Raw genomic sequence first — 25,614 nt, 5'->3', positions numbered from 1 at the left:
GACAGCTTCTGCAAGAGCTATCAGATAGGTTCCAAGGTCGCGGAAAGCGGCGCCCGGCGCATGGCCTGGAGGAACGCCAGGACCGAGACGGCTCCTACGATAGCGCCGACGATCGCCAGCCCCTGCCCCAGGTGCGCCTCGCCGCCGAGCAGGCCGCTGACCCAGGCCACCAGCGAAGGTGCCACACCGAAGCCGACCAGCCCGGCCAGGGCGATGAAGGCGCCGATGCACAATCCGCGCAGTTCGTTGGGGATCAGCACGGTGAGAGCCACCGAAGTTATCAGCCCGGTGACCGTACCGCAGAACATCAGCAGGCCTACCGCAGCAGCGAACAGCGGCACGCTCGGGGCAATGGGAAACAGTGCCGCCGGTACGCCTGCCGCGGCCGCCAGAACCGCGCCGATCAGCAAACCGCCCCGACGCCCGGTCTTCTGACCAAGATCCGCCGCAAGCCCGCCGAGGATCGATCCCACCAGCCCGGCCGAAAAGATCAGCGCGCCCATCCATCCGGCGAAGGCCTCAGGCGCCAGGCCATAGCTGCGCGACAGGACCGGCGAGGCCCAGATGCTGGCGGCCGCATCGGCCATGACCACGCTCACTTGCCCGATGAACAACGGGATCAGGAACGCCCGCCTGGCCCAGAGTTCGTGGACGACGACCGCGAACGGCGCATGGATGCTCGCCTCCACTTCGTGGCGCTCGGGTTCCCGCAAGGCGAGCAGTGGCAGGATCAGGCACACGCTGATCGCGGCCAGCAGGACGTGGGTTCCGCGCCATGGGGAGAGGCCGTGCATGAAGGGAAGCGGCGCGTGGATCATGGCGCCCAGCAGCCATCCCGCCAGTGCGAAAGCACCTGCCTGGCCCAGGCACTTGCCCAGTGTCACGACCAGCATCGCCCGCCCCCGCTGCTCGGGCGCGCAGAGGTCCGCGGTCAGCGAAAGTGCTGCGGTCAACGCACCGGTCGTGCCGATGCCCGCCATCATCCGCGCCAGGAACAGCACCGGCAGGTTCTGCGCGAAAGCGGTCAAGAGCGTGCCCGCGGTCCAGACCAGCCCCAGCAGAAGCAGCAGCCGAACCCGGTTGCGGCGGTCGACGAGAATGCCGATCGGGATCGAGAAGACCACCAGCGGCACCGCTGCCGAAACGCCCTGGACAAGGCCCAAGGCATAGTCGCTCAGCCCCATTTCCGCCTTGGCGCCTTCCTGCACCATGCTGAAAGAACCCATCATCGTGAAGCCGCCGGCCATGGCGAGCGCCAGGATCAGCAGCGGCATCAGCCGGTGGCGGAAGGAGGGCGCCGAACGGGGCGCTTCGAGAGTGAGGCTGGTCATGTCTTGCGATCCCGAAAGGTCACCCGGCCGCCTGGGGGGTACCAAAGGCGACCGGGCGGTTCCGCCCCACCCGGCGGAACGTGGCTCAGGCGTTTTCACTCGGAAAACGCGAAAATCTTGCCCGGATTGAACAGGTCCTGCGGATCGAGCGCCCGCTTGATGAGACGCATCATCTCCACCGCCTCGCCCAGTTCGGCAACAAGCCAGTCCTGCTTGCCAAGGCCGATGCCGTGCTCCCCGGTGCAGGTGCCGTCCATCGCCAGCGCGCGCTCCACCAGGCGGGCGTTGATGGCCTCCACTTCCTCCATCTCCGCGGGAGCATCGGGGTCCATCGAGAAGACGACATGGAAATTGCCATCCCCGACATGCCCCAGGATCGTGCCCGGAACGCTGGATCCTTCCAGGTCGCGCTTGGTCTCGGTTATGCATTCGGCAAGGCGGCTGATCGGCACGCAGACGTCGGTGGCCCAGCCCACCGCACCGGGGCGCAAGTTCACGGCCGCGTAATAGGCCTCGTGCCTTGCCTTCCAGAGCTTCGAGCGCTCTTCCGGCAAGTTGGACCAGCGGAAGGCGCTGCCACCGTTCATGTCGGCGATCTCGCGCACGGTTTCCACCTGCTCCTCGACATAGCGGCTTGAGCCGTGGAATTCGAAGAACAGCGTGGTCAGTTCCGGGTAGTCGAGCTTCGACCAGCGGTTGACCGCCTTCATCTGCAGGTCGTCCAGGATCTCGACACGCGCCAGCGGCACGCCGAGCTGGATCGACTGCACCACGGTATCCACCGCGCCTTCCAGCGTCTCGAAACTGCATACGGCCGAGGAAATCGCTTCGGGAATGGCGTGAAGGCGCAAGGTCACTTCGGTGATGATGCCCAAGGTGCCTTCGCTGCCGATCATCAGGCGGGTGAGATCGTAGCCCGCCGCCGACTTGCGCGCCCGGCGTGACGTGCGGATGTCGCGGCCATCCGGCGTAACGACCCGCAGCGACAGGATCGCCTCACGCATGGTGCCATATCGCACGGCGTTGGTGCCCGATGCCCGCGTCGCCGCCATGCCGCCGATAGTGGCATTGGCGCCCGGATCGATGGGAAAGAACAGCCCCTGATCGCGCAAGTGTTCGTTGAGCTGCTCGCGCCGAACGCCGGCCTGGACGGTGCAATCGAAATCCTCGGCATTGACTGCAAGGATCGCATCCATCTGGCTGAGATCGACGGTGACGCCGCCCCGTACCGGCAAGGCATTGCCCTCGATGGACGTGCCCGCGCCATAAGCCACGATCGGCACGCCCGCCGCCACGCAGAGCCTTACCAGTTCGACCACGTCCTCGGTCGAACGGGCGAAGACCACGGCGTCCGGCAGCGCGGGCTCGAAATGGGCCTCGCTCTGGCCATGCTGGCTGCGGATGGCTTCCCCTGTAGCCAGACGTTCGCCGAAAGCTGAGTGCAGGCTATCGAGGAAGCCCTCCGGCAGGGGCTTGCGGGGCGGTTGGGGGGGAGACGCGCCCATCGGATCAGAACCGGAAGCTCGCGCGCACGCCGTAGCGTCGCAGGTCACCGATGATGCCCAGATCCGATGCTGGCAGGCCCGCCAGCGCCAGAGTGGTCTTTTCGATGTAGGAGTCGAAATACTTCTTGTTGAACAAGTTGTTGCCGAACACGGAAAGCTCGATCCCGTTTTCCATCCGGTAAGTGATGGAGCCGTTGAACAGGACGTAGCTTTTCAGGATCGTCGCCGTCGTCTGGTTCAGGCTGGCGGCGGAGCGGCTGCCCTTGCCGTTGACGCTGGCATTGAAGGTCAGGCTGTCCGCGCCGATCGGCACGACGTAATCGCTGGAGAGGTTGAACATCCAGTCCGGCTGGAAGGTCAGCCGGTCGGTGGCCAGCGTACGGCCGGTAACCTCGGTATATTGCGAAGAGTCGGTCAGGCGCGCATGCATGTAGGTGGCGCCGCCCGAGAGCGTCCATTGCTCAACCGGCCGATAGCTGAACTCCAGTTCGGCACCGTAGCTTTCGACATCGCCCGAATTGAGGTCGACGGTGACAAGGCCGCCGGTCGAGGACGGAGCGATGGAATTGAGGCCGATGTAGTCGCTGTAATCGTTGTAGAAGAGATCGCCCGAAAGGGTGAAGCTGCGGTCGGCCGAAACGTACTTGGTGCCCACTTCGTAAGTCCAGGCGGAGTCGCCCTTGTACTTGCGGACGGGCGCGGTCACCGCATTGAACCCGCCGCCGCGATAGCCGCGTGCGACCGAGGCGTACGTCATCAGTTCGGGCGTCCAGTGGCGCGTGACCGAAAGGCGCGGTTCGACCTGGTCTGACTTGAGACCGACGCTGCCCGCGGCGCCCGCGTTGATCGCGCCGCTCGCCGAGCGGTCCTCATGGTCATAACGCAGGCCCAGCGCCACTTCCCAGTCGGGATTGGGCTTCCAGAACACCGTACCGAACGCGGCATACGTGTCGGCCTTGGTCCGGTTGCTGTTGTTATTGGTAAGATTGAAGGGAACGATCAGCGTCGCCTGGTTGGAGCGCGTATCCTCGCGGCTGTAGAACAGGCCAAACAGGGTGGAGAGCTGGTCGCTGAGCTTAGTGTCGAAGCGCAGCTCCACCGTCTTGGTGCGCAGGCTGTCGCTGGAGGCCTGGCGCACGATGTTGAGCGGGCCGAAGTCACCGTCGGTATCGGGCGCGCTGCTGTTGCGCGCGTCGTAGGCGGCCTGGAGCGTCACGGTAGTGGCGATGGCCTCGATCGGCGTCTCGACCTTGGCGTTGATGCCGCGATACTTGTAAGTCGTGGTGCCCAGCGTGTTGAACTGGTTGCTGCGCGAATAGTCGGTGGGCCCGGTGACGCGAGCATAAGGGACATTGGTGCCCTTCACCCAATCATAGTAGCCGTTGACCACCAGCGTCAGGTCTTCGGTGGGCGTCGCGCGGATCGTGGCGCTGACCGAGTCCGTGTTGAACTTGTTCGACTTGCCGCCGATCGTGGTGTTGTTGATGAACCCGTCCTGCTGGCGGTGCGAGGCACCGACGCGAACCGCCAGCTTGTCCGTGACGATCGGCGCCGAGACCGAGCCCGATACCAGCCACGAATCGTCCGGCCCGGCATAGCTGGCCTGTCCGCGCGCCTCGAACTCGTTGCCGGGCTGGCGGGTGATGACATTGATCGCGCCGCCCAGCGTGTTCTTGCCGTAAAGCGTGCCTTGCGGGCCGCGCAGCACTTCGATCCGCTCGACGTCGAGCAGCGGATTGTTGAGGTAAGCGGTATTGGGGCGGTAGATGCCGTCCACGAACAGCCCGACACCAGGCTGGACCGACTGGACCAGCGTTACGCCGACGCCGCGGATCGAAACGAACGCGCGGCCGGCGCCGTCGCTGCTAATATTGAGGCCGGGCGTCAGCACCGCTGCCTCGCGCACGGAATTGATGTTGCGCTTGGCCAGCGTGTCTCCCGAGACGGCCGTGACCGCGACGGGTACGTCGAGCAGGGTCTCGGTGCGCTTGCGGGCGGTGACGACGATTTCGGGAGCGGCGCTATCGGCCGAAGCGGCCGGTGCGCGCTCCTGCTGCGCGGTAGCCGGCGATGCGGCCAGAGCCAGACACGATGCGCCGACAGACAGGCAAACCCTGAGATTCATAGATCCTCCCTCGCTACCGCCTGCCGAGGTCCATGCCTGGCAAGTCGGCCAATTCAACCTATAAGACAGGTCTAACCTATCTGAAAGGTCCTTGGGGAGTCATTTCGAGTTTGCCGATCGGCGCAATGTGTTGACCGATCGGCATCGGCAGGGAGACGGTTGGCGCTTGCAGGCCTGTTTTCCCGCATGAAAAACGCCGACAAAACAACGTCATCCTGAAACGGATCCAGGATGACGTTGCTAGTGGAAGATGGCTGGTGCTCGTGCGGTTACCAGCAGGTGTAGCCCCCGTCGGCCAGCACGATGCTGCCGGTCATCAGGCTGGCCGCATCGGAAGCGAGGAAAGCGACGACAGAGGCCACTTCCTCCACTTCACCGAGCCGGGCCATCGGCGTGGAGTCGATCCAGCGGCGATACATCTCGCCCTGCTTGTCGGCGAACTCGTTGAGCGGCGTGCGGATGTATGTGGGCGCCACGGCATTCACCCTGACGCCGCGGTCCGCCCACTCGGCGGCAAGGCTGCGCGTGAGCTGATGGACGGCCGCCTTCGAGGCGTTGTAATAGCTCTGACCCTGTGGCCGGTTGACGATGAAGCCGCTCATCGACCCGACATTGACCACGCTGCCACGCCCGGCCGCGAGCATGTGCCGGCCGAAAGCGCGGGCGCACCAGAAGGTGCCGTTGAGATTGACATCGATGACGTTGAGCCAGTGCTCGTCCTCGACCGTTTCGGCCGCCGTCTCGCTGCGCGCAATGCCGGCATTGTTCACCAGGATATCGATCGCACCCAGTTCATCGGCGACCTGGGTTACCCGGGCGGAGTGAGTCACGTCCATGACACGGCCCTCGCAGGCATAACCCTTTTCCCGCATGGTCCCACGGGCGCTCTCGATGGCGGCCTCGGACAAGTCGGCGATCACCACCTCGGCGCCCATCTCGGCCAGCGCCTCGACGCAGGCGAGCCCGATGCCGCTGGCGCCCCCGGTGACGAGCGCGCGGCGCCCGTCCAGTTTCAAGCGTTCAAGATACATGGAAGGTCCTCAGGGAAGGAAGGGGGCGATCGGGAACGGCGGTTCCTCGACAGCTTCGCCGCGTTCCAGCTGGAACACGGCGCGATGCTCTCGGGTGAATTCGCGCCAGGGCAGGCTGCCGTCGCGGGCGAAATCCACCCAGATGCGGTGGACGCGGTCTGCCAGTTCCTGCGGAGGATTTTCCCCGCAAAGACCGTCGGGACCGGTCGTCGTGGCTAGGGAGTCGAACACGAAGGGCAGTTCCATGGCGTGGGCGGCGCCCAGCCCGCCGAACAGCGGGGAGCGCCATTCGAACTCGTACATATGCGTTCGGCCCTGGTGTTCCTCGGCAAATCGGCGGGCCGGCCAGCGGAAGACCAGATCGTTCGCCGCATCTGTGAAGGCATGGCCCGGCTTAACCCCGCGGCGGCCCATGCCGTAAGCCTTGAGCAGCTTGCGCGCATGCGGATGGACGCGGTGGAACACGTACGTTGCCAGAAGCCTGCCGATCTTCTCGCGCAGGCCGCTCGGCACGAAGTAGAGGTTCATCTCCTCGGCATTGGTACCGATCAGCAGGTCTATTTCCGCGCCCGTGCCGGCCTTCAGCGCATCGAGCGGTTTCAACGGCAGGACATCGTCGCCATGGACCGGAACGAAGCGGCTGATGCCGAACACCGGTTCATGTCCTTCGGCATCGCGCAAGTCGAGCCGGGTGGTGGGCAGGCTGACTTTCTCCACCGCGTCCAGCAACGTCTCGCCGGGCTCGACACTGCGATAGCCTTCCGCATCCGGGGAAATGCGCAGGAGTTTGGCCAACTTGCGGACGAGCCGCTGCGCCACCGCGATGTCGCGGGTCATGCGGCCGTGCCCGCTCTGGACGATGGCGCGGCGGAAAAGGCCCTTGGCGAGCGGCGAGGCCACAAGATCGGCAATCGCCATGGCGCCCGCGGATTCCCCGAAGACCGTGACATTGCCCGGATCGCCGCCGAACGAGACGGCGTTGCACCGCACCCATTCGAGCGCGAAAAGCATGTCGCGCAGACCGAGATTGGTGGGCACGCCCGGAATGGGCAGGAAACCATCGACACCCAGGCGGTAGTTTATCGAAATGAAGACGATACCGTCCCGCGCGAAGCTGCTGCCGTCCTGGACCGGCGCGTCCTTGCTGCCGATCACGAAGCCGCCGCCATGGATAAACACCATGACCGGTCTTCTCCGGCCGTCCTCGGCCTGGCCATCGCCGGGCGCGAATACGTCCAGCGTCAGGTATTCATCGCCGTGCCGCCAGCCCTCTCCGACAAGCGCCGCCGCGTCGAGGCCGGGCACCCCCTTGACGCGCTGCGGGGCATTCGGTCCGGGTTCGAGAGCGTCACGCACACCGTCCCATGGCGCCGGATCGCGCGGGATTGCAAACCGGGCCGCGCCGACCGGTGCCGCCGCATAAGGCACGCCCCTGAACCGCGCGACGCCTCCGTCCACGATGCCGCGTATCGCTCCCGCTGTTGTCCGGACGATCACCCTTGCCTTCTCCCTGCCATTCCTCGGCTTTTCAACGCGAGAATAGCGGCTTGGGGTCCTCCTCCCACCTGCTTTTACTATGCAGATCGGCGCAATTCGATTGCCTTCCGGCCGAGGAACGCCGCCGGGCGGTCAGAAATAGATGTCGATGTAGTCGGTCAACGCATCGCACCATTCGAATTCCCGCAGCCGGTAATAGCTGCGGTTCTGAGTGATAGCGAAGTGCCAGGACTTGTCCTGCGAGCATGAGCGGCCGGGATCCGGCGTGTTCGTAATGCTGATGCGGCCCTGGAAGGTGAAGTAATCGGCGCCGATCTCGGTTATCGTGCCGTCCAGCACCAGCCTGCCCGGCCCGCCTGCTTCCGCCTGGGTGCCATGCAGCTTCCACACATCGCCCTCGCGCCGGACATCGGCGCTGCCGCGTCGATCCCAATCGATCCATTGCAGGGTCAAACCCTTGTTCGCCAGAAGCCGTTCCGCCCCTCGCTGGTCGAGGATGCGGGTCGCCTCGCCCTGGCTGACGGCGCGCGGCGGCGCCTCGTCCGCCTGCGCTGCGGGACCGCTGGCCGCCAGCAGGACGAGCGGCATGAGAATGTGCAGTGCAGTGGCTTTCATCGCCTTAGTTGCCTTCTTCGCTGCCGGGGTGGTCGATCGCCGGGCAGGATAGGCGGGGTTCGCCTCTCTTTCCAGTGGCTTGCGGGAAATACCGGGTCGAGGCTGGCTCCTCCCGGCGGCTATGCGGGGACCTGTTCAATCTGACAGTCACGCTCAGAAAATCAGCCATTAGTCTCGTGCGCAAAGCAGCGCCCGCATCGAACGAGTCTCGGCAGGACCGGGTTGAGGCAGGGCCGCTCGCCAAAAAAATCGACACGGGAAAATCGAAGCAAAAGGGAGACAAAGGATGGGCGAAGTCCCCGAATGGGACCTGGAAGCTGACGTCGTGGTGCTCGGATCCGGAGGCGCGGCCATGACGGCGGCGATCTCCGCACACGATTTTGGCGCGAAGGATGTCGTCATCCTGGAGAAGACCGGAATGGTCGGTGGCACCACGGCCATGTCCGGAGGCATGCTCTGGATCCCGGGCAACCATCACCAGGTCGAGGCCGGTATCGCGGAATCCGACGAAGACGTGGTGGCCTACCTCGATGCCCTGGCTCCGGGCGCGCTCGATCCCGATACGCTGGGCGCCTTCATGGAATGCGGGCCGGAAATGATCCGCTATCTGGCCGACAGGACGCCGGTGCGCTTCCATGCCTACGCCGATTTTCCCGACTATCAGCCCTATATGCCGGGCGCGAAACCCGATGGCGGGCGCTCGCTGGACAACGATGCCTTTTCCTTCGAAAGACTTGGCAAATGGGCAACGCGGGTCAATCCCACGAAAATGGCCTATCCCGTCCGCGGCAGCCTCATGGAAGCGATCAACGGAACGCTGGATGAAGCCACACTCGCGGAGCGCGAGGCCGGCGACTACCGGGGGCTGGGCCAGGCGCTGGCCGGATCGCTGTTCCGGGCCGTGCTGGACCGCGACATTCCCGTCCAGTTCGAAAAGCGCGCCCGCAAACTGGTGAAGGACGGCGACCGCGTTGTCGGCGTCGTGGCGGAAGACGCCAATGGCCGCGATTTTCGCGTGCGCGCGCGCCGCGGCGTGGTGATCGCCACCGGCGGTTTCGAATGGAACGAGACACTGGTGAAGACCTTCCTGCGCGGTCCGCTCACCGGCCCGGTAAGCGTCCCGGAAAACGAGGGTGACGGCCTGCTCATGGCGATCGAGGCCGGCGCGCAGCTTGGCAACATGCAGCATGCCTTCTGGCAGCAGAGCGTGCTCGAATTCGAGCCGCAGCACCGCGCGGCCAAGCCAAACTACCTGCTCGGCTCCGACGAACGCGCCCGTCCCGGCGCCATCCTCGTCAACCGCGCCGGCAAGCGCTTCGTCAACGAGGCCGCCAATTACAACGCGATGGGCAAGGCGCTGCACGCCTTCGACGCAGGCACTCACGCCTATGCCAACCTGCCTTACTGGCTGATCGTCGACCAGCGCTACCGCGAAAAGTACCAGACCTTCAACACGCCGCCGGGCGGTCCCACGCCGTCGTTCATGATGAAGGCTGACACGCTGGAGGAACTGGCGGAAAAGGCAGGCATCGACGCCAAGGGGCTGACTGCCACCGTCGCCCGCTTCAACGACATGGTGCGCAAGGGGCATGACGACGACTTCAACCGCGGCGACAACACTTACGACAATTTCTATATGTGGGGCGATGCCGAATTCGACCCGCCTTACCGGACGCTGGGCGTGATCGATCGGGGACCCTACTATGCCGTCAAGATGGAGTCCGGTGCGCTCGGGACTGCCGGCGGCCCCAAAACCAATGCCGATGCCCAGGTGCTGGACTGGAGCGGCCATCCGATCCCCGGCCTCTACGCTGCAGGCAATGCCATGGCGGCCGTGCTGGGCGAGGCCTATGGCGGCGCGGGCGGCACTTTGGGACCGGGGATGACTTTCGGCTATATCGCCGGGCGCCATCTCGGCACGTATATTCCCAATCACTGACGCGGGACGGACGGGCCGGCGCAACCTTGTCCAGCGCCGGTTCCCTTAGCGAAAGCGCTGGAACAGGCGCTCGCTGCCCAGTGCCGCCCGGGCATGTTCGGCCATGCCGCGCTCCGCGGCCGGCGCATCCCCCAGTCTGATCGCGGCAATTACCGCCAGGTGATCGCGGTGCGCCGAATGGAGGTGAGCGAATTCGTCGGCCGGCTCGTTTTCCAGCGCGAGCGCAACAGCCGAAGCGAACGGCAAGTGGTCGTTCCGCTCCAGCGCCTGGCCGATGGAAGGGTTGCCGCTGGCCTCCACCAGCAGGTTGTGGAATGCCAGATTGTAGTCGTGGAAACGATCGACATCGCCCTGGGCCAGAGTGCCTTTCGCGAAGATCGCCTCGCCCTCGGCAAGGCAGGCCGCAAAGCGTGCGTCTTCGGCCGGGGTCAGTCCCCGTACCGCGAGCCGCCGCGCCGCCAGGCCCTCCAGCACGCCGCGAACCTCGATCGCGCCGTGAATGTCGGCCGCGGAAATGGAGCGCGCCGCATAGCCGCGCGCCCCGAGTTTCTCGACCAGCCCCTCGGCCTCCAGCGCGCGCAGCGCCGTGCGCACCGGCATGCGCGAGACGCCGAGGGCCTCTGCGGTGGCGATCTCGGCGATCCGCTCGCCGGGACGAAAACTGCCTTCCGCGATCATCCGCCGCAACGAGATGATGACGTGCTGGCCGGGCTTCAACCGGCGACCGCCTTGCGCTTGGGCATTCCATTCATCGTCCATGGCCTGCTTTCGTCGGCACGAGGCGAACTGTCAAACCCCGCCGGCTTCCTCCCGCACCGGCTCGGCGGGCAGATCGCCCGCGTTCGCCGCCCCGTTCGGCTCCGCGTTCTCGGCGGCGATGGCCCGGTCGATCATCATGCGCGATCGCACGCCGCCGGCATCGATGTTGAGCTTCAGCAAGCGCCGTTCCGGCCAGCGCAGCAGGTTCGCCTGCTGTTGCTCCAGCATGTCGAGGTCTTCCGAGAAGATCTTGCCCTGGCCTTCGCGAATGGTGTCCGTAAGCGCCGCATCTTCGACGGCGAAGCGGCGCGCCATGCCCCAGAAGTAGTGATGGCTGGTCTCGGTTTCGGGCGTGATGAAATCCACGACGATGCTGGAGGCCTTGGCCGCTTCCGGCGCGTCGTAACCGCCCTGGCCCTCAAGCGCCACACCCACTTCGATCATGACATGGCTGGGCAGCGAGAAGCGGCAGACCTGCCAGCGGTCGACCGTGGCATCCTCGCTGAGCCCGGCGCCGCGCAGCGCCATGCGCCAGAACGGCGGGGCCTTGATCCCCTCCATGAACCGGCTGGTGACCACTTCATTCTCGTCGGCCCGCGTGCGGACCGGCGCCTCGTCGATTTCCTTCTGGCCGATGCTGGCGGCATGGACATACGTCTCGTGCGTCAGGTCCATCAGATTGTCGATCATCAGGCGATAGTCGCAGGCGATGTGATAATAACCGCCGCCATAGGCCCAATCGTCGCTTTCCGCCCATTCCAGATGGTGCAGCCGCGCAGGATCGGCCGCCTCGGGATCGCCCGGCCACACCCAGATGAAGCCGAAGCGCTCGATCACGGCGAAACGGCGGCCGGCCGGGAAACCGCCGACCTTCTGGCCGGGCATTTCCGCTGCCTTGCCAAGGCAGTCCATCACCAGCCCGTGATAGCCGCAGACCAGCCGTCCCTCGCGCATGAAACCGAGCGAAAGCGGTGCACCGCGGTGAGGGCAGAAATCTTCCAGCGCCGTGGGGACGCCATCCGGCCCGCGAAAGAACACCATGCGCTCTCCGCAGATCGTTCGGCCGAGCGGGCGGTCTTCGATCTCATCGGGTGTGCAGGCGACGTACCACGCGTCTTTCGGCCAAATCCGGCCCTGCCCTGCTTGCATTGCGCTGCCCATACATCCGCTCCTGTGAATCGTTATTGGATCCAATAATGAATTTATTGGATCCAATGTCAAGGAGCGGATCGCGGCAGGCGCGGGAAGATTTTCAGAACTTCATGGAAAAGGGATCACGCCGGTCGCCCGAAAAATCGATGAACACGTTTCTGGTCTGCTGGAATTCCTGGATCCCCGCCTCGCCTCTCACCCGGCCGAAGCCGGAGTCCTTCATTCCGCCGAAGGGCGCCTGCGGCGCGGCCACGCGGTAGGTGTTCACCCATAGCACGCCAGACTGCACGGCACGCATCATGCGCAGGCAGCGATTGATGTCCTGCGACCAGACCCCGCTCGCCAGCCCATAGGGCGTATCATTGGCGATGGAGACGGCTTCCTCCTCCTCGTCGAAGGGGATGATCGACAGCACCGGGCCGAAGATTTCCTCGGCAGCCACCTTCATGTCGTTGCGCACGTCGGCAAAGATGGTGGGCTCGATGAAGAAGCCCTTCTCCAGCCCCGCCCCCTCGGCCCGGCCGCCGCCGGCGACAAGGCGGGCGCCGTCGCCCCTGGCCGCTGCGATGAAGGAGAGGATCTTGTCGAACTGCGGCTCGTTCGCCGCCGTGCCCATTTCCGTTTCGGGCAGGCGCGGGTCACCCATGCGGATCTGCGCCGCCCGCGCGGCAAGGCCTTCGACCATGCGCTCGTAAATGCCGCGCTGCACCAGGAGACGCGATCCGGCGATGCAGGTCTGCCCGGTCGCACCGAAAATGCCCGCGAGCGCGCCGATCAGGGCGCGGTCGAAATCGGCATCGTCGAACACGATGTTGGGGCTTTTGCCGCCCAGTTCCATCGTCACCGGCTTGAGGTTCCCGCCCGCCACCGCCGCGATCTTGCGGCCGACGCCCGGACTGCCGGTGAAGCTCACCTTGTCGACCAGCCTGCTGCCCGTCAGCGCCGCGCCCACGTCGCCCGCGCCGGTAACGACCTGCACCACGCCTGCCGGAAAGCCTGCCTTCTCGCACAGCTTCATCATTTCCAGCGTGGTGGTGGACGCATGTTCGCTGGGCTTGAGGATCACGCAATTACCCGCAGCCAGAGCGGCCGGCAGCGTGTTCGTCAGGATCGCCACTGGAGAGTTCCACGCCGTCACGCAGGCCACGACACCGTAAGGCACGCGTATGGCGAAATCGAGCGTGTCCTTCTGGTCCAGCGGAACGACATCGCCGTGCATCTTGTCGGCCCAGCCCGCATAGTACCGGAAGATCCGCGCGGCATAGCCCATCTGGTTGTGGGTCTCGCGAATGACCTTGCCGTTGTCGGTGGTTTCCAGCAACGCCATCCGGTCGGCATCGGCGTCGAGCAGGTCCGCCACGCGGTTGAGCAGCTTCGCCCGTTCACCCGGGGTGGTCTTGCTCCAGACGCTATCGAAAGCCCGCCGCGCCGCGGCAATGGCGGCCTCGACGTCCTCGGCCGTGGCGACGGCGATATGGGCGTGGATCGACTGGTCGTAGGGATTGATGGCGGGTAGCGTGCCGCCATCGGCAGCCGCGCGCCACTGGCCGTCGATATGGAGCTGGTACGTCTCGGTCATCGTCTTCTCCCGGTCAGGTGGTGCGCACGGTGGCGATCATGTTCTTCGCCTCGCCCTGCTGGGTCCAGAATTCGCCGCCCTGGTCCGTCACGTTGCCGCAGACGTGCAGGGGGATGCCGTCGAAGGCAGGTTGCTGCCCGCGGAAATCGAAGCCGGTGACAGGCCGGCCAAGTGCCTTGCCCGCCAGTCGGATCAGGAGCGCCGCCTGTAGCGGACCGTGGACGACCAGCGCGGGATAGCCTTCCTCGCCCATCGCATAGGGCCGGTCGTAGTGGATACGATGGCCGTTCATGGTGAGCGCGGAATAACGGAACAACAGCACCGGATCGGGCGCGACCGTTTCCGCCCAGGCCGCATCCGGCACGGGTACCGCGACCGGCAGCGGCAGGACGCCGGGCGCGGGATCGCGGTAGACCAGATCCTGCTCCTCGCTGACGGCGATGCCGCCTCCGGCATCCAGTTCGTGGCGGACGGTGACGAAGACGAGCGTGCCGCTTTTCCCGACCTTTTCAGTGACGGCCGTGATCGTCGAAGTACGCGTGACGGTTTCGCCCAGGTGAAGCGGCTGGAGGAACGTCAGGCGTCCCCCCGCCCACATCCGGCGCGGCAGCGGCACGGGCGGCAGGAAGCCCCCCTTGGCAGGATGGCCGTCCGTGCCCAGCGCGGCCGGCGGCTTCACGTCCCAGAAGTGCAGCCAGTGGTCGAGCAAGGGCAGCGCATCGCCCGCCGTCAGAGCGCCCGCGCCGCCCAGCGCCACGTCGAGCGCATTGCTGCGGGCGGGATCGAGCACGTCGGTCGCGGTCTGGCTGCGGCCGACCCAGTCTTCGTAGACGCTCAAGCGGTAACTCCCATGCGTTGGTGCAGCAGCGGCAGGCCGGGGCGCGGCCAATCGACCGCGATCAGCAGGCCGCGGCCGGAAACGGTGATCCAGGCGGTCTTCATGGCGGGGCCGCCGAAGCAGATATTGGTGCAGTAGGGCTCCGGCCCCTGCCAATATTCCAGCTTCTCCCCTTCGGGTGAAAATACGCTGATGCCGCCGGTCACCAGGGTCGCGACGCAGATGTTGCCATTGGCCTCCAGCGCCATGGAATCGAAGCGCTGGTAGCCGGTCGCCTGGCCGTGCAGGATCCCGCCGTTGGGGGAGGGCCATGCCTGTTTCGACACTTCGCCGCGCCCGGAGATCGGCCAGCGCCAGAGGCGGCCGGTCTCGGTCTCCGAAACATAGAGCGTGCGCTCGTCGGGCGAGAGCCCGGCGCCGTTGGGGGTCACCATCGGGAATATCGCCTGCCGGATCCACGAACCGTCCGCCGCCGCGTGATAGACGGCGCCGCTATCCATGACGCGGCCGTAAGTCTTGCCGTGGTCGGTGAACCACATGTCGCCATTCGCGTCGAAGACGATGTCGTTGGGGCCATTGATCGGCACGCCGTCGCAATAGGTGTAGAGCGTCGTGACCTCGCCGGTCTCCAGATCGACCCGCTGGATCGATCCTCCCGCATAATCGTGCGCGCGGCCGTGGGGCCGCATATAGCCACGGGTGTCGAAGATGTCCTCGGTCAGCCAGTGGAAGCCGCCGTTGTTGGCGACGTAGCAGGCGCCGTCCGGGCCGATCGCCGCGCCGTTGGGACCGCCGCCCAGCTCGGCCACGACCTGCTTGCGCGCATCCGGCCAGACCCGGATCAACCGCCCGCCCTTGATCTCGACGACCAGCACCGAGCCGTCGTCCATTGCGATGGGGCCTTCGGGGAACAACAGTCCCTCCGTGACCACGCGGTAGTCCAGCTTGCGTTCCTGCATCGGGCTCTCTCCCATCCGGCCGCCGCTATCTGCGGTCGACCACCTCGATCACGCCGGGGAAGTAACTCTCCCCAAGGCCCTGGTCGATTGCCGCCTGGTAGTATTCGGCGGCCAGGCGCGGCAGCCGGGGCTCGACGCCCATCTCCTCGGCCAGTTCGATCGTGTAGCCCAGGTCCTTGAGCGTATAGGCCATTGGAAAGGCCTTTGCCGGAAAGGCCCGCGGGACCATCGCCTTGAGCCCGTGGTTCCGCAGCGCAAAGCTGTCTCCCGAACCGAGCGAAACCGCCTCCACCAGTTTGGCGGGCGCTACTCCCGCCCGCTCTGCCACCACGAACATTTCCGCCAGTGCGGCCACTTGCTCGAACAACAGGGTATTGTTGATGAGCTTGACCACCTGCCCGCAGCCCACCGCGCCGCAATGCGTGACGTCGGAGCCCATGTAACGCAGCAGCGGCTCGATCCGCGCGAAGAGTTCCGGATCGGCGCCGACCATGATGGAGAGCGTACCGTCGATGGCCGCCTGCCGCGTGCGCGCCACCGGCGCGTCCGCGAAAGCGATGCCCCTTGCAGCCAGCAAGTCTGCAACGTCGCGCGCTTCGGCCACAGCCGTGGTGGACAGGTCTATCACCACCGTCCCGGGCGCGGCATGGGCCGCGATTTCCGCGCAGACCGCCCGCACCTGCTTGCCGCCGGGGAGCGAGAGGAACACGACCGAGGCCGCGCGCGCCACTTCCGCCACCGAAGCGGCGCCCCGCGCGCCGCCATCGACTTGCGCCCGCAGCGCCTCGGCATTCATGTCGAAGGCATGGAGCGGCGCGCCGTGCTTCTTCACGGCATTCGCGCACATACCGCTGCCCATGACGCCAAGGCCGATGAAGCCCAGGCTTGCTGTCTCGCTCATGTCCATCCTCATCCCGCGATCAGTGGATCACTTCGGCCGCCTCGAGCGCGAGACGCTCGGCGCGCCCCATGCCCAGGATCTCGCCGTAAACGTAGTCTTCGTGCTCCCCCAGCCGAGGGGTTCCGCGCAGGATACCGATGTCCTCCCCCTTGGAAAGGCGCAAGGGCACGCCGACTGCCGCGCGCAGCGTACCATCCGGCTCCGCCACCGAAACGATCGCTCCGCGCTGCCGCAAATGCGCGTCCGCGGCGATTTCGGGCGTGGTCCAGGAGGCATGGGCGGCGACGCCGGCATGCTGAAGCTGTTCGGCCGCCGCGTTCGCCTCGACACCGGCGCTCCAGTGCGAGACCATCGAGTCCAGCGTTTCGCGGTGCCGAATGCGCGAGGCGCCGTCCGCAAAGCGGGGGTCCGAAGCAAGGTCCGGTCGTTTCATCACCCCGCAAAGCGCAGTCCAGGCCGCATCGTCCTCCACGGCAAGCGCCAGCCAGCGGTCCTCCCCGGCAGCGGGATAGACGCCGTGCGGCGCCATGCGGGGATGGGCATTGCCGATCCGCGCCGTTGCGCCGCCTGCCGCCGCCAGCAGGAGCAGATCGCCGACCAGCGAAGCGGCGACTTCGCGTGCGGCAACGTCGACGTGAACGCCCTGCCCGCTCGCGCGGCGGCGATGCAGCGCTGCCATCAGCGCGACTGCCGCATTCATGCCGACCGTATGGTCCATAACGTGGCGGATCTCCACCGGCGGCCCGTCGGCGTAACCCGTCAGCTCGCCAAGGCCGCCCCAGGCGCCGAACAGCGGCGCATAACCCGCAAAGTGCGAATCCGGGCCGCTCTGCCCCGAGGACGAGACCGACAGCATCACGATATCCTCGCGCACCGCGCAAAGGTCGGCATAGCCAAGCCCGAGCCGGTCCATCACGCCGGGGCGAAAGCTCTCGGCGGCGACATCACTGGCCGCGACGATGCGCTTGGCCAGGGCGACGCCCTCGGCCTTCTTGAGGTTGATGCGGACGGACAGCTTGTTCGAAGCCACCTGGTCGAAAGTCGCCGGCCCTTCGCGGCCGTAGACCGGGTGCGGCTTGCGAAAAGCGTCGAGGCGCATGGCGCTCTCGATCTTGATGACTTCGGCGCCGAGCTGCGAAAGCAGGTGCGTGCAGAAGGGACCGGCATTGTGCACGGTGAAGTCGGCGATGCGGATGCCTTGCAGCGGCCTCATGGCGTCACTTCCAGCATCCCGGCCAATGCAGGCGGCCCGCTTCGCAGCGAAAGCGCCGCGCCGCCAAAATGGAACGGTGAAACAAGGACATCGAGCAGGCCCGCGCCTCCCATGTCAATCGACTGGAACAGGCCGCGATGCGCTTCCTGTTCGCCCGAGAGGATTTCCGCGGGCGACTTGTAGCGCGCCAGGGGCACGCCGAGCTTCTGGCCCTCGGCGACGATGTCGTCCACGCGCCGCACGCTGGCCCATTCGCGGATATGCCGGTTGATCTCCGGCCCGCGCCGCCCGCGCTCGATACTGCTCGCCAGGGCAGGGTCCGTCGCCCAATCGGGGCTGCCGAGCAGCCGCACCAGGCCATCCCACTGCCGCTGCTCAAGGGTCAACAGTTCAAGGTGACCATCGGCGCAGGGGATCACCCCGCCGTAGCGGAAGCTGCGCTCCACCCGGTGCTCCACCGAACCGTCGCCTAGGCGCTGGATGGCGAAAGCGCCCACCGCCAGCATCGCGTCCTGGCTGGATATATCGACGGCCTGCCCGCCCGCCTCCGGCCGTGCCCAAAGCGCCGAAAGCGCGCCGAGAGCCGCGGCGATGCCGCCCTGCATCTCCCCGAAGTGACCGCCGATCTTGAGCGGCGCGCGGCCGGGAAACATTTCGACCGCAAGCCCGTTCGGCAGCAGGTTGCCCTCGCCGCCCGCGTGCTGGACGATCAGGTCGGCGCCCTTCCAGCCAGCCTTGTCGCCTTGCGCGCCGAAGGGCAGCACCGAGACATGCAGCAGGCGGGGAAACCGCGCAGCAATGCCCGCCTCGTCGAGAGCCACCGCCGCGCGCTCGCCTGGCGGCGTATCGTCGAAGAAGATGTCCGCTTCGGCCAGGTGCTGGTCCAGAGCCTCGCGTCCCGATGAAGACGCAAGATCGATCACCGCGCTGTCCACGCCCGCCGCCAGATAGGCGAAGAGCGCGCTCACCTCGGTCTCTTCGCCGGATGGTCCGGGGAGGAAGGGCGGCTCCCGGCGCAGCGGCGAGCCGCCGGCCGGTTCCACCAGCAGGACGCGCGCGCCCATGGTTGCCAGCAGCCGTGCGGCATAGGCCGAGGCCACGCCCTGGGCGATGGCGACGATCCTTATGCCTGCCAGCGGCGCCTGATCTTCCTGCCCCGGCATTGCCCCTGCCTCAGCGCACGACCGGCAGTTCGAGATCGAGACCCGAACCGTCTACGAAGACCTTGGTATTGGGATCGAGCGATGGCAGCACCACCGTCGCCAGGCCAGGCGTGGTCAGTTCGCCGCGCTGGTTCTCGCCCTTGATCTCGATATCGACCAAGGCATAACCGTCCTTGATATATTTGCGCGTCACGGTGCCGCGTGCCCAGGTGCAGTCGCCCATCGTATTGAAGCGGCTCATGCGCGTCTTGATGCGCTTGAGGAAGCCAGCGTCGCCCATCCAGTTGGTGACCATCGATGCCATCCAGGACGAACGCTGCGGGCCGTAATCGTAGACGCCGGGGACGCCCACTTCCTTGGCGGTGGACTCGCGGTGGTGGCCGATGCCGGTATATTCGATGCCGCCGCCCGCCTCGGGATTGCGGAAGAAGTGGCCGGGATGCTTCACCGCGTTCTTGAAGATCACGCCGTGGGTGTGGCCGCGACCGCAGCCGACCAGGAAGCCCATCGTGTCCATCAGGCTGAGCGGGCCGCGCACGATCTCGGGAAGCTGCTCGCCTTCCTGAACTTCCTCCCAGTAGCGCACATTGCCGCCGCGGATGCTCTTTTCCTCGTCGAGGATCGCGTTGTCGATCCGGTCGAACTCTTCCGGCGTATACTCGTGTGTCTTGATGTCCGCGTATTTGCCCGCATCGCGCGCCGCCTTGCGCTCGTGCCGGGTGCAAGTGCCCAGCGCCTTGGCGACGAGTTCGCCGCGCTGGTTGAAATAGGTCGCCTCGACATATTGCAGCACGAGCGTCCCGGAGAACTGGCTCTCCTTCACTTCGACGCCGACCACGCGCTCGATCGCGCTGATACGGTCACCGGGGCGAATGTGGCGGAACAGTTCCCAGTCGTTGCCGGCGTAGAAGCCGTGGACGCCGGGCAGACCCCAGCGGGTGCGGCCGACCCAGCCGAAGGCCATCGGGAAGTTCGGGTGCGCCAGCATCGAACCGTGGCGCGTCAGGCGGCCACTCTCCAGATCGCGGTAAAGCGGGTTGAGGTCACCGATGCCGTTGCCGAAGTTGCGGATCGTGTCTTCCGTGGCGTCCTGCAGATAAGGCCCCTCCGGGCGCAACTGCATGCCGATCATGTTTTCGGCCGCCTTGATCGCCTCGGGGGTGATTTTGCCTTCCGCCGGCGCGCCGCCGACTTCCTTTTCCTTCAACTCCACCGTCATCGCTGGGCTCCCTATCGCGGCAAGCGCATTCGCTGCCGGCTGCATTTGATGGATAATGCATTATCCAGGAGCGCATCATGAGTCCACGTCAGCCAAGGTAGGCCACAAGCATGATCGCTGGAGCGTTAGAGGCCTATTTCCGCAATTCTATGAATCTTCGGCCGATCCGGCGGCCGTCATTCGGTCCAGTTGAAGGCGGTGCTGGGCACGATGCGGGCGTAACGGCCAAGGCAGGCCAGGGCTTGAGCGTGTTCATCCATTGTCGCGCCGGCGCAGCAGTCTTCCAGGATCACCACCTCGTAATCCCGATCATGAGCCTCGCTCGCGCCCGAATGCACCACCCCGTTGGTGGAGACGCCGCAGAGCACCAATCGTTCGATCCGATGCGCCCGCAATATCGCCTCGAGCGAGGTCGCGTAGAAGGGGCTGACACGGTGCTTCACGATATCGAAGTCGCCCTCGCGCGGCGCCAAAGCCTCGTGGACTTCGGTGCCCCAGGTGCCAAGCTTGAAGATGCCGTTCTGGCGGGCACCGGAAAAGATCGGCGAGTTTTCAGGCGCTTCCCGGTAGTCTGCCGAGAACCCGATCCGGACGTAACCCACCCGCGCCCCTGCGCTTCGCGCCGCCGCCAGAGCAGCTGCGGTGTTGTGCAGAACCTTGCGCTCCGCCACCTGAACGCCGTAGCTCCCGGCGCTGAAACCGTCTTCGGCGACGAGATCGTTCAACATGTCCATGACGAGGAAAAGCGTTTTCATGGGACGTGGAACTCCTGCCTGAGGATGATGGAATAGAGTGCGCGGACCTCAGCCCGCCACCGAACGGCGCAATTCGTTGAAGCCGGCCTCGATGTGCTGGCGGGTTGCCAGCATGGCCGTGGCGGTGTCCCCGGCGATAAGCGCAGCCAGCAGTTCGTCATGCTCCTCGGCCGCGCGGCTGACGCGGCCCTTGAGGCGATTGATCAGATCGAAGGGATAGCGCGCCCAAAGGATCTGCACGAAGTGCAGGGTCTGCGGCATTCGGGCAATTTCGAACATACGATGATGAAAACGATAGTTGGCCGCCCGCACCGCCTCGTTCTCGCCCGCTTCGAACGCCGCGGCGAACTTGTCCGCCAGCACTTTCAATTCGGCGATATCCTCGCTCGTCACGCATGCCACCGCGCCGCGAACCAGTTGCGTTTCCAGAAGAATGCGCAGCGCCAGCACTTCACTGGAAGCCTCGATATCGAACGGGGCCACGGTCGCGCCGCGGTAATTGTCGCCCAGGACATACCCCTCGGCCGCGAGCAGTTTGAGCGCTTCGCGGACCGGCGTGATGCTGGTGTTCAGCATCGTGGCGATTTCCTGCTGCTTGAGCCTGGCCCCGCGCGGAAAACGGCCGGAGATGATGCCTTCACGCAAGAAATCGGCGACTTGCTCCTCTTTCGTGCGATAATGCATCATCTTGTCCGTCATCTCTTGTCCCGTACCGGCGCCCAGGCGAAATCGCCGGTCTGATAGGCCCTGGCAGCGCCCGATGACAATAGGTCCTCCACCTCCGCCGCCCCGTACCCGAGTTCCTCCAGAAGCGTGGTGGTATGTTCGCCGATCTCGGGCGGCGGGAGATTGGACGCAACTTGCGGGTGACCCGGAAATTCAGGGACCTCGAAGTCCAACCCGCGGAAATCCAGCGATCGAAGCTTGCCCGGCTGCCGCGCCTGCGGCGCATCCAGGACGCGCTCCAGCGGCATGACTTCGTTGAAACCGATGCCCGCATTGCGCAGCCGAGCGGATATGTCCTCGAAATCGAAACCAGCCACTGCCGCCTGGACGGCAGCCTCCACCACATCCCGCGCCTTCTTGCGATCGCGCAGCCTGGCATAGTCGGGATTGCCGTCTTCTGGCATGTCCAGAGCGCGGGTCAGCTTCGCCCAATGCGCGTCGGTCAGGATCAACAGGTAGACCCAGCGCGCGTCCGCCGTGAGATAGGCGCCATAACCCGGCATTGAGAACTCGCCGCCGCCCTCCTTTTCAAGGCGGCCCAGAAGCTGCGTTTTCAATTGCATTCCGGCCAGGTCGCGGGCCGCCAGATGAAGTCCGGTCTCGTAGAGGCCGATCTCGATCCGGCGCGCGGCTTCCGGCGCTTCGGGATCGAGCAGAGCGCCCAGCACGCGGATGACGGCATAGGTTCCCGCGAACTGGTCGTGGTAGGACGGCCCGAAACGCGTGGGCCGCTGGTCCACCCGGTGATCGTCCATCGCCCCTGTCGCCGCTTCGGCAATCGGGTTCGTCATGAGGTCGTCCGCCTGTGGGCCATGGGCATAGCCCTTGATGTGGACGTGGATCCCCCTAGGATTCTCCGCGAGGAAATCGTCCGCGGTGACACCCAGCTTGCGGGCGGCCGAAGGCGCCAGATTGTGGATCACGACATCGGCGCTCGCGGCCAGCCTGCGGAAGACGTCCTTGCCTGCCTCCGTGGTCAGGTCGAGACAGATCGCCCGCTTGGAATGGCTGTAGGCGATGATCGTGCCCGACGGCCCGCCGCGAACCAGCGACCGCGTGGTATCGCCTGCGGGCGGCTCGATCTTGATGACTTCGGCGCCCATCTGCGACAGGATATGCGTGGCAAAAGGGGCCGCGATCATGGTCCCAAGTTCCAGGACGCGCTTGCCGGCAAGAGGCATGAAAGATGTGCTCATGGGCAATCGTCTATAGATAATGCATTTTACATCAAGGTGAGGCAGGCCCGTTCGTTGCGTTTGAAATCTCGGCACTGCCGATATCGCCACAGCGGACCGCATGGACCGCTATGGCGCCGTTTTGCGCGCGGATTTTCGGCACCCCCAGACCATTCCATGATCGATGGGTTGATGGCAAGTATTGCACGGAATAAGATCGAACCTGCATTCTCGCGCTGGTTTGGCATCAATTTCAGATGTTCGTTCCTCATATCGCCGGGCTGATACGCGGTCGCTTGATGCATCCTGCACGATGAGCGAAACCCTTGCCGATAATGCCGGTGGTCTGAGCCGTGTGCACAGTCGTCCGGGCGAACTGATACGGGTTTCGGAGAGGGAAGATGCCGGCATACCTTCAGGAACTCCGCGCCCAGTGGCGCCCCTTGCTGGCGGCCGTCATCGGCCTCAGCTCGGGCTATTCGATCACCAGCTATATCACCAGCATCATGGCCCCGCACCTGCTGCGCGAATTCGGCTGGTCCAAGGCCGAGTTCGCTGCGGTCGGCAGTCTCACGCTCGTCTGCGTGCTGGTGTTCCCGTTCATCGGGCGCCTTACGGACGTTGTGGGCGTGAGGCGCACGGCCTTCGTCGGCGTGATCGCCTGTCCGGTCGGATACGGTCTGCTAAGCCGCATGAACGGCGACATCCGCGTCTATATTGCCCTGTTCGTGGCGATGGGCCTCATCTGCATCACGACCACGGCCACCGTCTATAGCCGGGTGGTGGTGCAACATGTCGTCCATGCCCGGGGCGTCGCGCTGGCGATTGTGGCCTCGGGCCCCGCCGCGATGGGCGTGCTGGCCGCGCCACTACTCAACCAGTATGTGGAAGCGCAGGGCTGGCGGGCCGGCTATGTCCTGGTCGCCGTGGTCTCCGCACTGCTTGGCGGACTGGCGCTGGTGCTGATGCCTTCGGAAAAGCGTGGCGGCGGCGCCGGGGTCACGCGCCGCGCCGCGCGTGAGGACTATCCGGCCATATTTCGCAACCGGGCGTTCTGGGTGCTGGCAGGTGCCATGCTGCTCTGCAATCTCCCGCAGATCATCGCGCTCACGCAATTGAACCTCATGCTGCTAGACAAGGGTGTCGGCGCGGGCGGCATTGCCGTCATGATCTCCGCATTTGCGAGCGGCACGCTTGCCGGGCGCTTCGCCTGCGGCCTGGCGCTGGACCGGCTCCCCGCACACCTCGTGGCCTTCGCGGCCATGGCGCTTTCGTCCGTGGGCCTGTTCGTGATGGCATCCCCGCTTTCATCGCCGGCCATCGTGGCTCTTGGCGTCGTGCTGATCGGCCTGACGATCGGGGCCGAAGGCGACCTCATCAGCTACCTGGTCGCGCGCGCCTTCGGGGTGCAGGTCTACAGCACGGTCATGGGTATGATGACGGCCATCATCGCCGGCGCCGCTTCCACGGGTGCGATCATACTCAGCCTGACCTTGCGCGGCGGGGGCAGTTTCGGGCCCTTCCTGACGTTCTGCGGCGTGGCGGTCCTGGCGGGCGCGATCCTGCTGCTGTTCATGCCGAACAGCCCGCCGGGCGAACCGGTTCCGGCCTGACGAACGACGCGGCGGCACGCTCCCGCGGCGCGGCGCGCATGGCTTTCCCGCCCTGCCCCAGCCTTACGCGGAAATACCAGGCGGAGGCTGCCATCATCGCCAGGCAAGCGGCGGACGAGGCATAGGCGAGCCAGATGAAGAAGTGCAGCCAGTCCAGCGACACGCCCGGGACGTTGCGCAGCAGCGTGAGCGCGACGCTGCCCCCATAGCCCGAGGCATCGGCCACGTAGATCAGAAACCCCGCTGTCCCCGCCCTTCGGCTGGCCGCGACCAGCCGGTCGAACAGCATGGCGTTGAAAGGCGCGTAACCCAGGTAGAGCCCCAGACCGGAAAGGATCATCCACGGCAGGGGCGCGATCCACGAGAGCTGGAACGCCAGGGTGGAAAGTCCGATCAGCAGCGCGCCGGCCATGACGATGACATGCACCGCCATCAAAGCCCGGCGGTTGTCCCGCACCATCACGAGGCTGCCGAGGATCGTCAGCGTCACCACCGCGATCGGCAGCTCGCTGGCGGTGAAGACCTCGGAAACGCCCGCATAGCCCAGTTCGCTCCAGATCTCGGCAGCGAAGTTGTCGCGCAAGTCTCGCAGTGCGGTGAAAAGGACGTAGGCGAGCACCAGAAAGGCCACGCCGGGGCCGTAATCGCGCAGGAATTCGCGGCGCGCAGCGGCGGCCATCGGGGGTCGGGCCATGCGTTCGGCCTGTTCTTGCGGACTGGGCGGCGGCATTTGGGACAGGCCGACGACCGCGACGAGCAGCACCGGAAAGAACACCAGTCCCGTCGCCGCGGGCATCCAGAACTCGCTGATGTCCATGGCCGTCATCAGCCAGAGGCCGACCGACTTGACCACGCCGGACGAGACGATGAAGCTGGCGCAAAGGATGGATGCCAGCACTTCGCTGGTGCGCCGTCCTTCGACATAGCCGAAGACCAGGCCCCAGATCATGCCCAGCGGCAAGCCGTTGAGGAACAGCGCCAGCACTTTCCACGAGAGCGGCAACACCGCGAACAGCACCAGCGCTACCCACGAAAACGCCACGAGGCCGACGATGGCGCCGGCACGGCGGGTCGCCGCCATCTCGGACACGACCTTCACCCCGATGAACTTAGAGAGCGCATATCCGGCCACTTGCGCGATTACGAGCGCGACCTTGAAGTCCACCACGCCCTCCCAGCCCGGCACGTCCGCATATGTCGCGGCGGCGAAGGGCCTGCGGAAGGCATACATGGAGAAATAGGCCGCGAAACTGGCCAGCCCCCCGTAGAGTGCCAGCATCCACGAAGGCCCCCGGGCCAATGCTTGGCCCAGCGAGGGCCTAGTTTTCATGGCAGCGTCCGGCCCACTCCAGGCCGGCATTCGCTCCGCCGCCAGCGTGTTCATGCGGCGTGCCCGATCAAGCCCGATATCGCGCCGAAGTGTTCCGGGATGCCGCAGCATGGGCGCGCCGAAGGTGCCCGAAGCTTCGCCCTTTTCCGACATTCGGCAACAATTCCGGGCATCCTGCGACCTCCTAGC

General features: G+C 65.7%; 21 protein-coding genes. 2 read left to right on the top strand and 19 right to left on the bottom strand.

Features of this window, described 5'->3' with window-relative positions; genetic code table 11:
* Nucleotides 1–20: 20 nt before the first annotated feature.
* The 6 genes from EDF58_RS11420 to EDF58_RS11395 form a co-directional block, all read right to left on the bottom strand.
* Nucleotides 21–1,331 (bottom strand): MFS transporter, encoded by a 1,311-nt coding sequence (locus EDF58_RS11420; protein WP_132265540.1) that lies wholly within the window; start codon nucleotides 1,329–1,331, stop codon nucleotides 21–23.
* Nucleotides 1,332–1,426: 95 nt separating this feature from the next.
* Nucleotides 1,427–2,836 carry an FAD-linked oxidase C-terminal domain-containing protein gene (locus tag EDF58_RS11415; RefSeq protein WP_132265538.1) on the bottom strand — a complete coding sequence of 470 codons (1,410 nt, stop codon included), beginning with the start codon at nucleotides 2,834–2,836 and terminating at the stop codon, nucleotides 1,427–1,429.
* Nucleotides 2,837–2,840: 4 nt separating this feature from the next.
* Nucleotides 2,841–4,961 (bottom strand): TonB-dependent receptor, encoded by a 2,121-nt coding sequence (locus EDF58_RS11410; RefSeq protein ID WP_132265536.1) that lies wholly within the window; start codon nucleotides 4,959–4,961, stop codon nucleotides 2,841–2,843.
* 269 nt (nucleotides 4,962–5,230) lie between these two features.
* Nucleotides 5,231–5,992 (bottom strand): glucose 1-dehydrogenase, encoded by a 762-nt coding sequence (locus tag EDF58_RS11405; RefSeq protein WP_132265534.1) that lies wholly within the window; start codon nucleotides 5,990–5,992, stop codon nucleotides 5,231–5,233.
* 9 nt (nucleotides 5,993–6,001) lie between these two features.
* On the bottom strand, nucleotides 6,002–7,489 hold the full coding sequence (locus tag EDF58_RS11400; protein ID WP_132265532.1) for a carboxylesterase family protein: 1,488 nt from the start codon (nucleotides 7,487–7,489) through the stop codon (nucleotides 6,002–6,004).
* A 132-nt stretch (nucleotides 7,490–7,621) separates the two neighbouring features.
* Nucleotides 7,622–8,104 (bottom strand): hypothetical protein, encoded by a 483-nt coding sequence (locus EDF58_RS11395; RefSeq protein ID WP_243654195.1) that lies wholly within the window; start codon nucleotides 8,102–8,104, stop codon nucleotides 7,622–7,624.
* A 286-nt stretch (nucleotides 8,105–8,390) separates the two neighbouring features.
* On the opposite strand from EDF58_RS11395, the gene EDF58_RS11390 reads away from it, so the two are divergent.
* A complete protein-coding gene (locus EDF58_RS11390; protein WP_132265530.1) occupies nucleotides 8,391–10,043 on the top strand; it encodes an FAD-binding protein in 1,653 nt (550 codons plus the stop codon).
* 45 nt (nucleotides 10,044–10,088) lie between these two features.
* Here EDF58_RS11390 and EDF58_RS11385 read toward each other — a convergent pair whose 3' ends face one another.
* From EDF58_RS11385 to EDF58_RS11330, 12 genes are all read right to left on the bottom strand, one after another.
* Nucleotides 10,089–10,802, bottom strand: a complete 714-nt coding sequence (locus EDF58_RS11385) for a GntR family transcriptional regulator (protein WP_132265529.1) — start codon at nucleotides 10,800–10,802, stop codon at nucleotides 10,089–10,091.
* 30 nt (nucleotides 10,803–10,832) lie between these two features.
* On the bottom strand, nucleotides 10,833–11,963 hold the full coding sequence (locus tag EDF58_RS11380; RefSeq protein ID WP_207912927.1) for an aromatic ring-hydroxylating dioxygenase subunit alpha: 1,131 nt from the start codon (nucleotides 11,961–11,963) through the stop codon (nucleotides 10,833–10,835).
* Between the two features lie 91 nt (nucleotides 11,964–12,054).
* The gene (locus tag EDF58_RS11375; protein WP_132265527.1) at nucleotides 12,055–13,533 is read right to left on the bottom strand and encodes an aldehyde dehydrogenase; all 1,479 of its coding nucleotides are present in this window, start codon (nucleotides 13,531–13,533) and stop codon (nucleotides 12,055–12,057) included.
* 13 nt (nucleotides 13,534–13,546) lie between these two features.
* A complete protein-coding gene (locus EDF58_RS11370) occupies nucleotides 13,547–14,371 on the bottom strand; it encodes a MaoC family dehydratase N-terminal domain-containing protein (RefSeq protein WP_132265526.1) in 825 nt (274 codons plus the stop codon).
* Complete coding sequence (locus EDF58_RS11365) at nucleotides 14,368–15,330, bottom strand: SMP-30/gluconolactonase/LRE family protein (RefSeq protein ID WP_132265524.1); 963 nt, start codon at nucleotides 15,328–15,330, stop codon at nucleotides 14,368–14,370. The genes EDF58_RS11370 and EDF58_RS11365 overlap by 4 nt, the downstream gene beginning before the upstream one ends.
* A gap of 25 nt (nucleotides 15,331–15,355) precedes the next feature.
* On the bottom strand, nucleotides 15,356–16,231 hold the full coding sequence (locus EDF58_RS11360; protein ID WP_132265523.1) for an NAD(P)-dependent oxidoreductase: 876 nt from the start codon (nucleotides 16,229–16,231) through the stop codon (nucleotides 15,356–15,358).
* A 19-nt stretch (nucleotides 16,232–16,250) separates the two neighbouring features.
* Nucleotides 16,251–17,444, bottom strand: coding sequence for a CoA transferase (locus tag EDF58_RS11355; RefSeq protein WP_132265521.1), 1,194 nt, complete (start codon nucleotides 17,442–17,444; stop codon nucleotides 16,251–16,253).
* Complete coding sequence (locus tag EDF58_RS11350) at nucleotides 17,441–18,607, bottom strand: CoA transferase (RefSeq protein WP_132265519.1); 1,167 nt, start codon at nucleotides 18,605–18,607, stop codon at nucleotides 17,441–17,443. The genes EDF58_RS11355 and EDF58_RS11350 overlap by 4 nt, the downstream gene beginning before the upstream one ends.
* Nucleotides 18,608–18,617: 10 nt before the next feature.
* The gene (locus tag EDF58_RS11345) at nucleotides 18,618–19,826 is read right to left on the bottom strand and encodes a MaoC family dehydratase N-terminal domain-containing protein (protein WP_132265517.1); all 1,209 of its coding nucleotides are present in this window, start codon (nucleotides 19,824–19,826) and stop codon (nucleotides 18,618–18,620) included.
* Nucleotides 19,827–20,002: 176 nt separating this feature from the next.
* Nucleotides 20,003–20,581, bottom strand: a complete 579-nt coding sequence (locus tag EDF58_RS11340) for a cysteine hydrolase (protein WP_132265515.1) — start codon at nucleotides 20,579–20,581, stop codon at nucleotides 20,003–20,005.
* A 48-nt stretch (nucleotides 20,582–20,629) separates the two neighbouring features.
* Complete coding sequence (locus tag EDF58_RS11335) at nucleotides 20,630–21,280, bottom strand: GntR family transcriptional regulator (protein WP_207912925.1); 651 nt, start codon at nucleotides 21,278–21,280, stop codon at nucleotides 20,630–20,632.
* The gene (locus tag EDF58_RS11330; protein ID WP_207912923.1) at nucleotides 21,277–22,503 is read right to left on the bottom strand and encodes a CoA transferase; all 1,227 of its coding nucleotides are present in this window, start codon (nucleotides 22,501–22,503) and stop codon (nucleotides 21,277–21,279) included. The genes EDF58_RS11335 and EDF58_RS11330 overlap by 4 nt, the downstream gene beginning before the upstream one ends.
* Nucleotides 22,504–22,883: 380 nt before the next feature.
* Between EDF58_RS11330 and EDF58_RS11325 the strand changes: the two genes are divergently transcribed.
* Complete coding sequence (locus tag EDF58_RS11325) at nucleotides 22,884–24,095, top strand: MFS transporter (protein WP_132265513.1); 1,212 nt, start codon at nucleotides 22,884–22,886, stop codon at nucleotides 24,093–24,095.
* Here the strand turns inward: EDF58_RS11325 and EDF58_RS11320 are convergent.
* Nucleotides 24,055–25,425, bottom strand: coding sequence for a DUF5690 family protein (locus EDF58_RS11320; protein ID WP_243654194.1), 1,371 nt, complete (start codon nucleotides 25,423–25,425; stop codon nucleotides 24,055–24,057). The genes EDF58_RS11325 and EDF58_RS11320 overlap by 41 nt on opposite strands.
* Between the last annotated feature and the right edge of the window lie 189 nt (nucleotides 25,426–25,614).

It is taken from the genome of Novosphingobium sp. PhB57 (assembly GCF_004342985.1).
Lineage (GTDB): Bacteria > Pseudomonadota > Alphaproteobacteria > Sphingomonadales > Sphingomonadaceae > Novosphingobium.
This window is presented reverse-complemented; position numbering and strand designations above follow the sequence as displayed.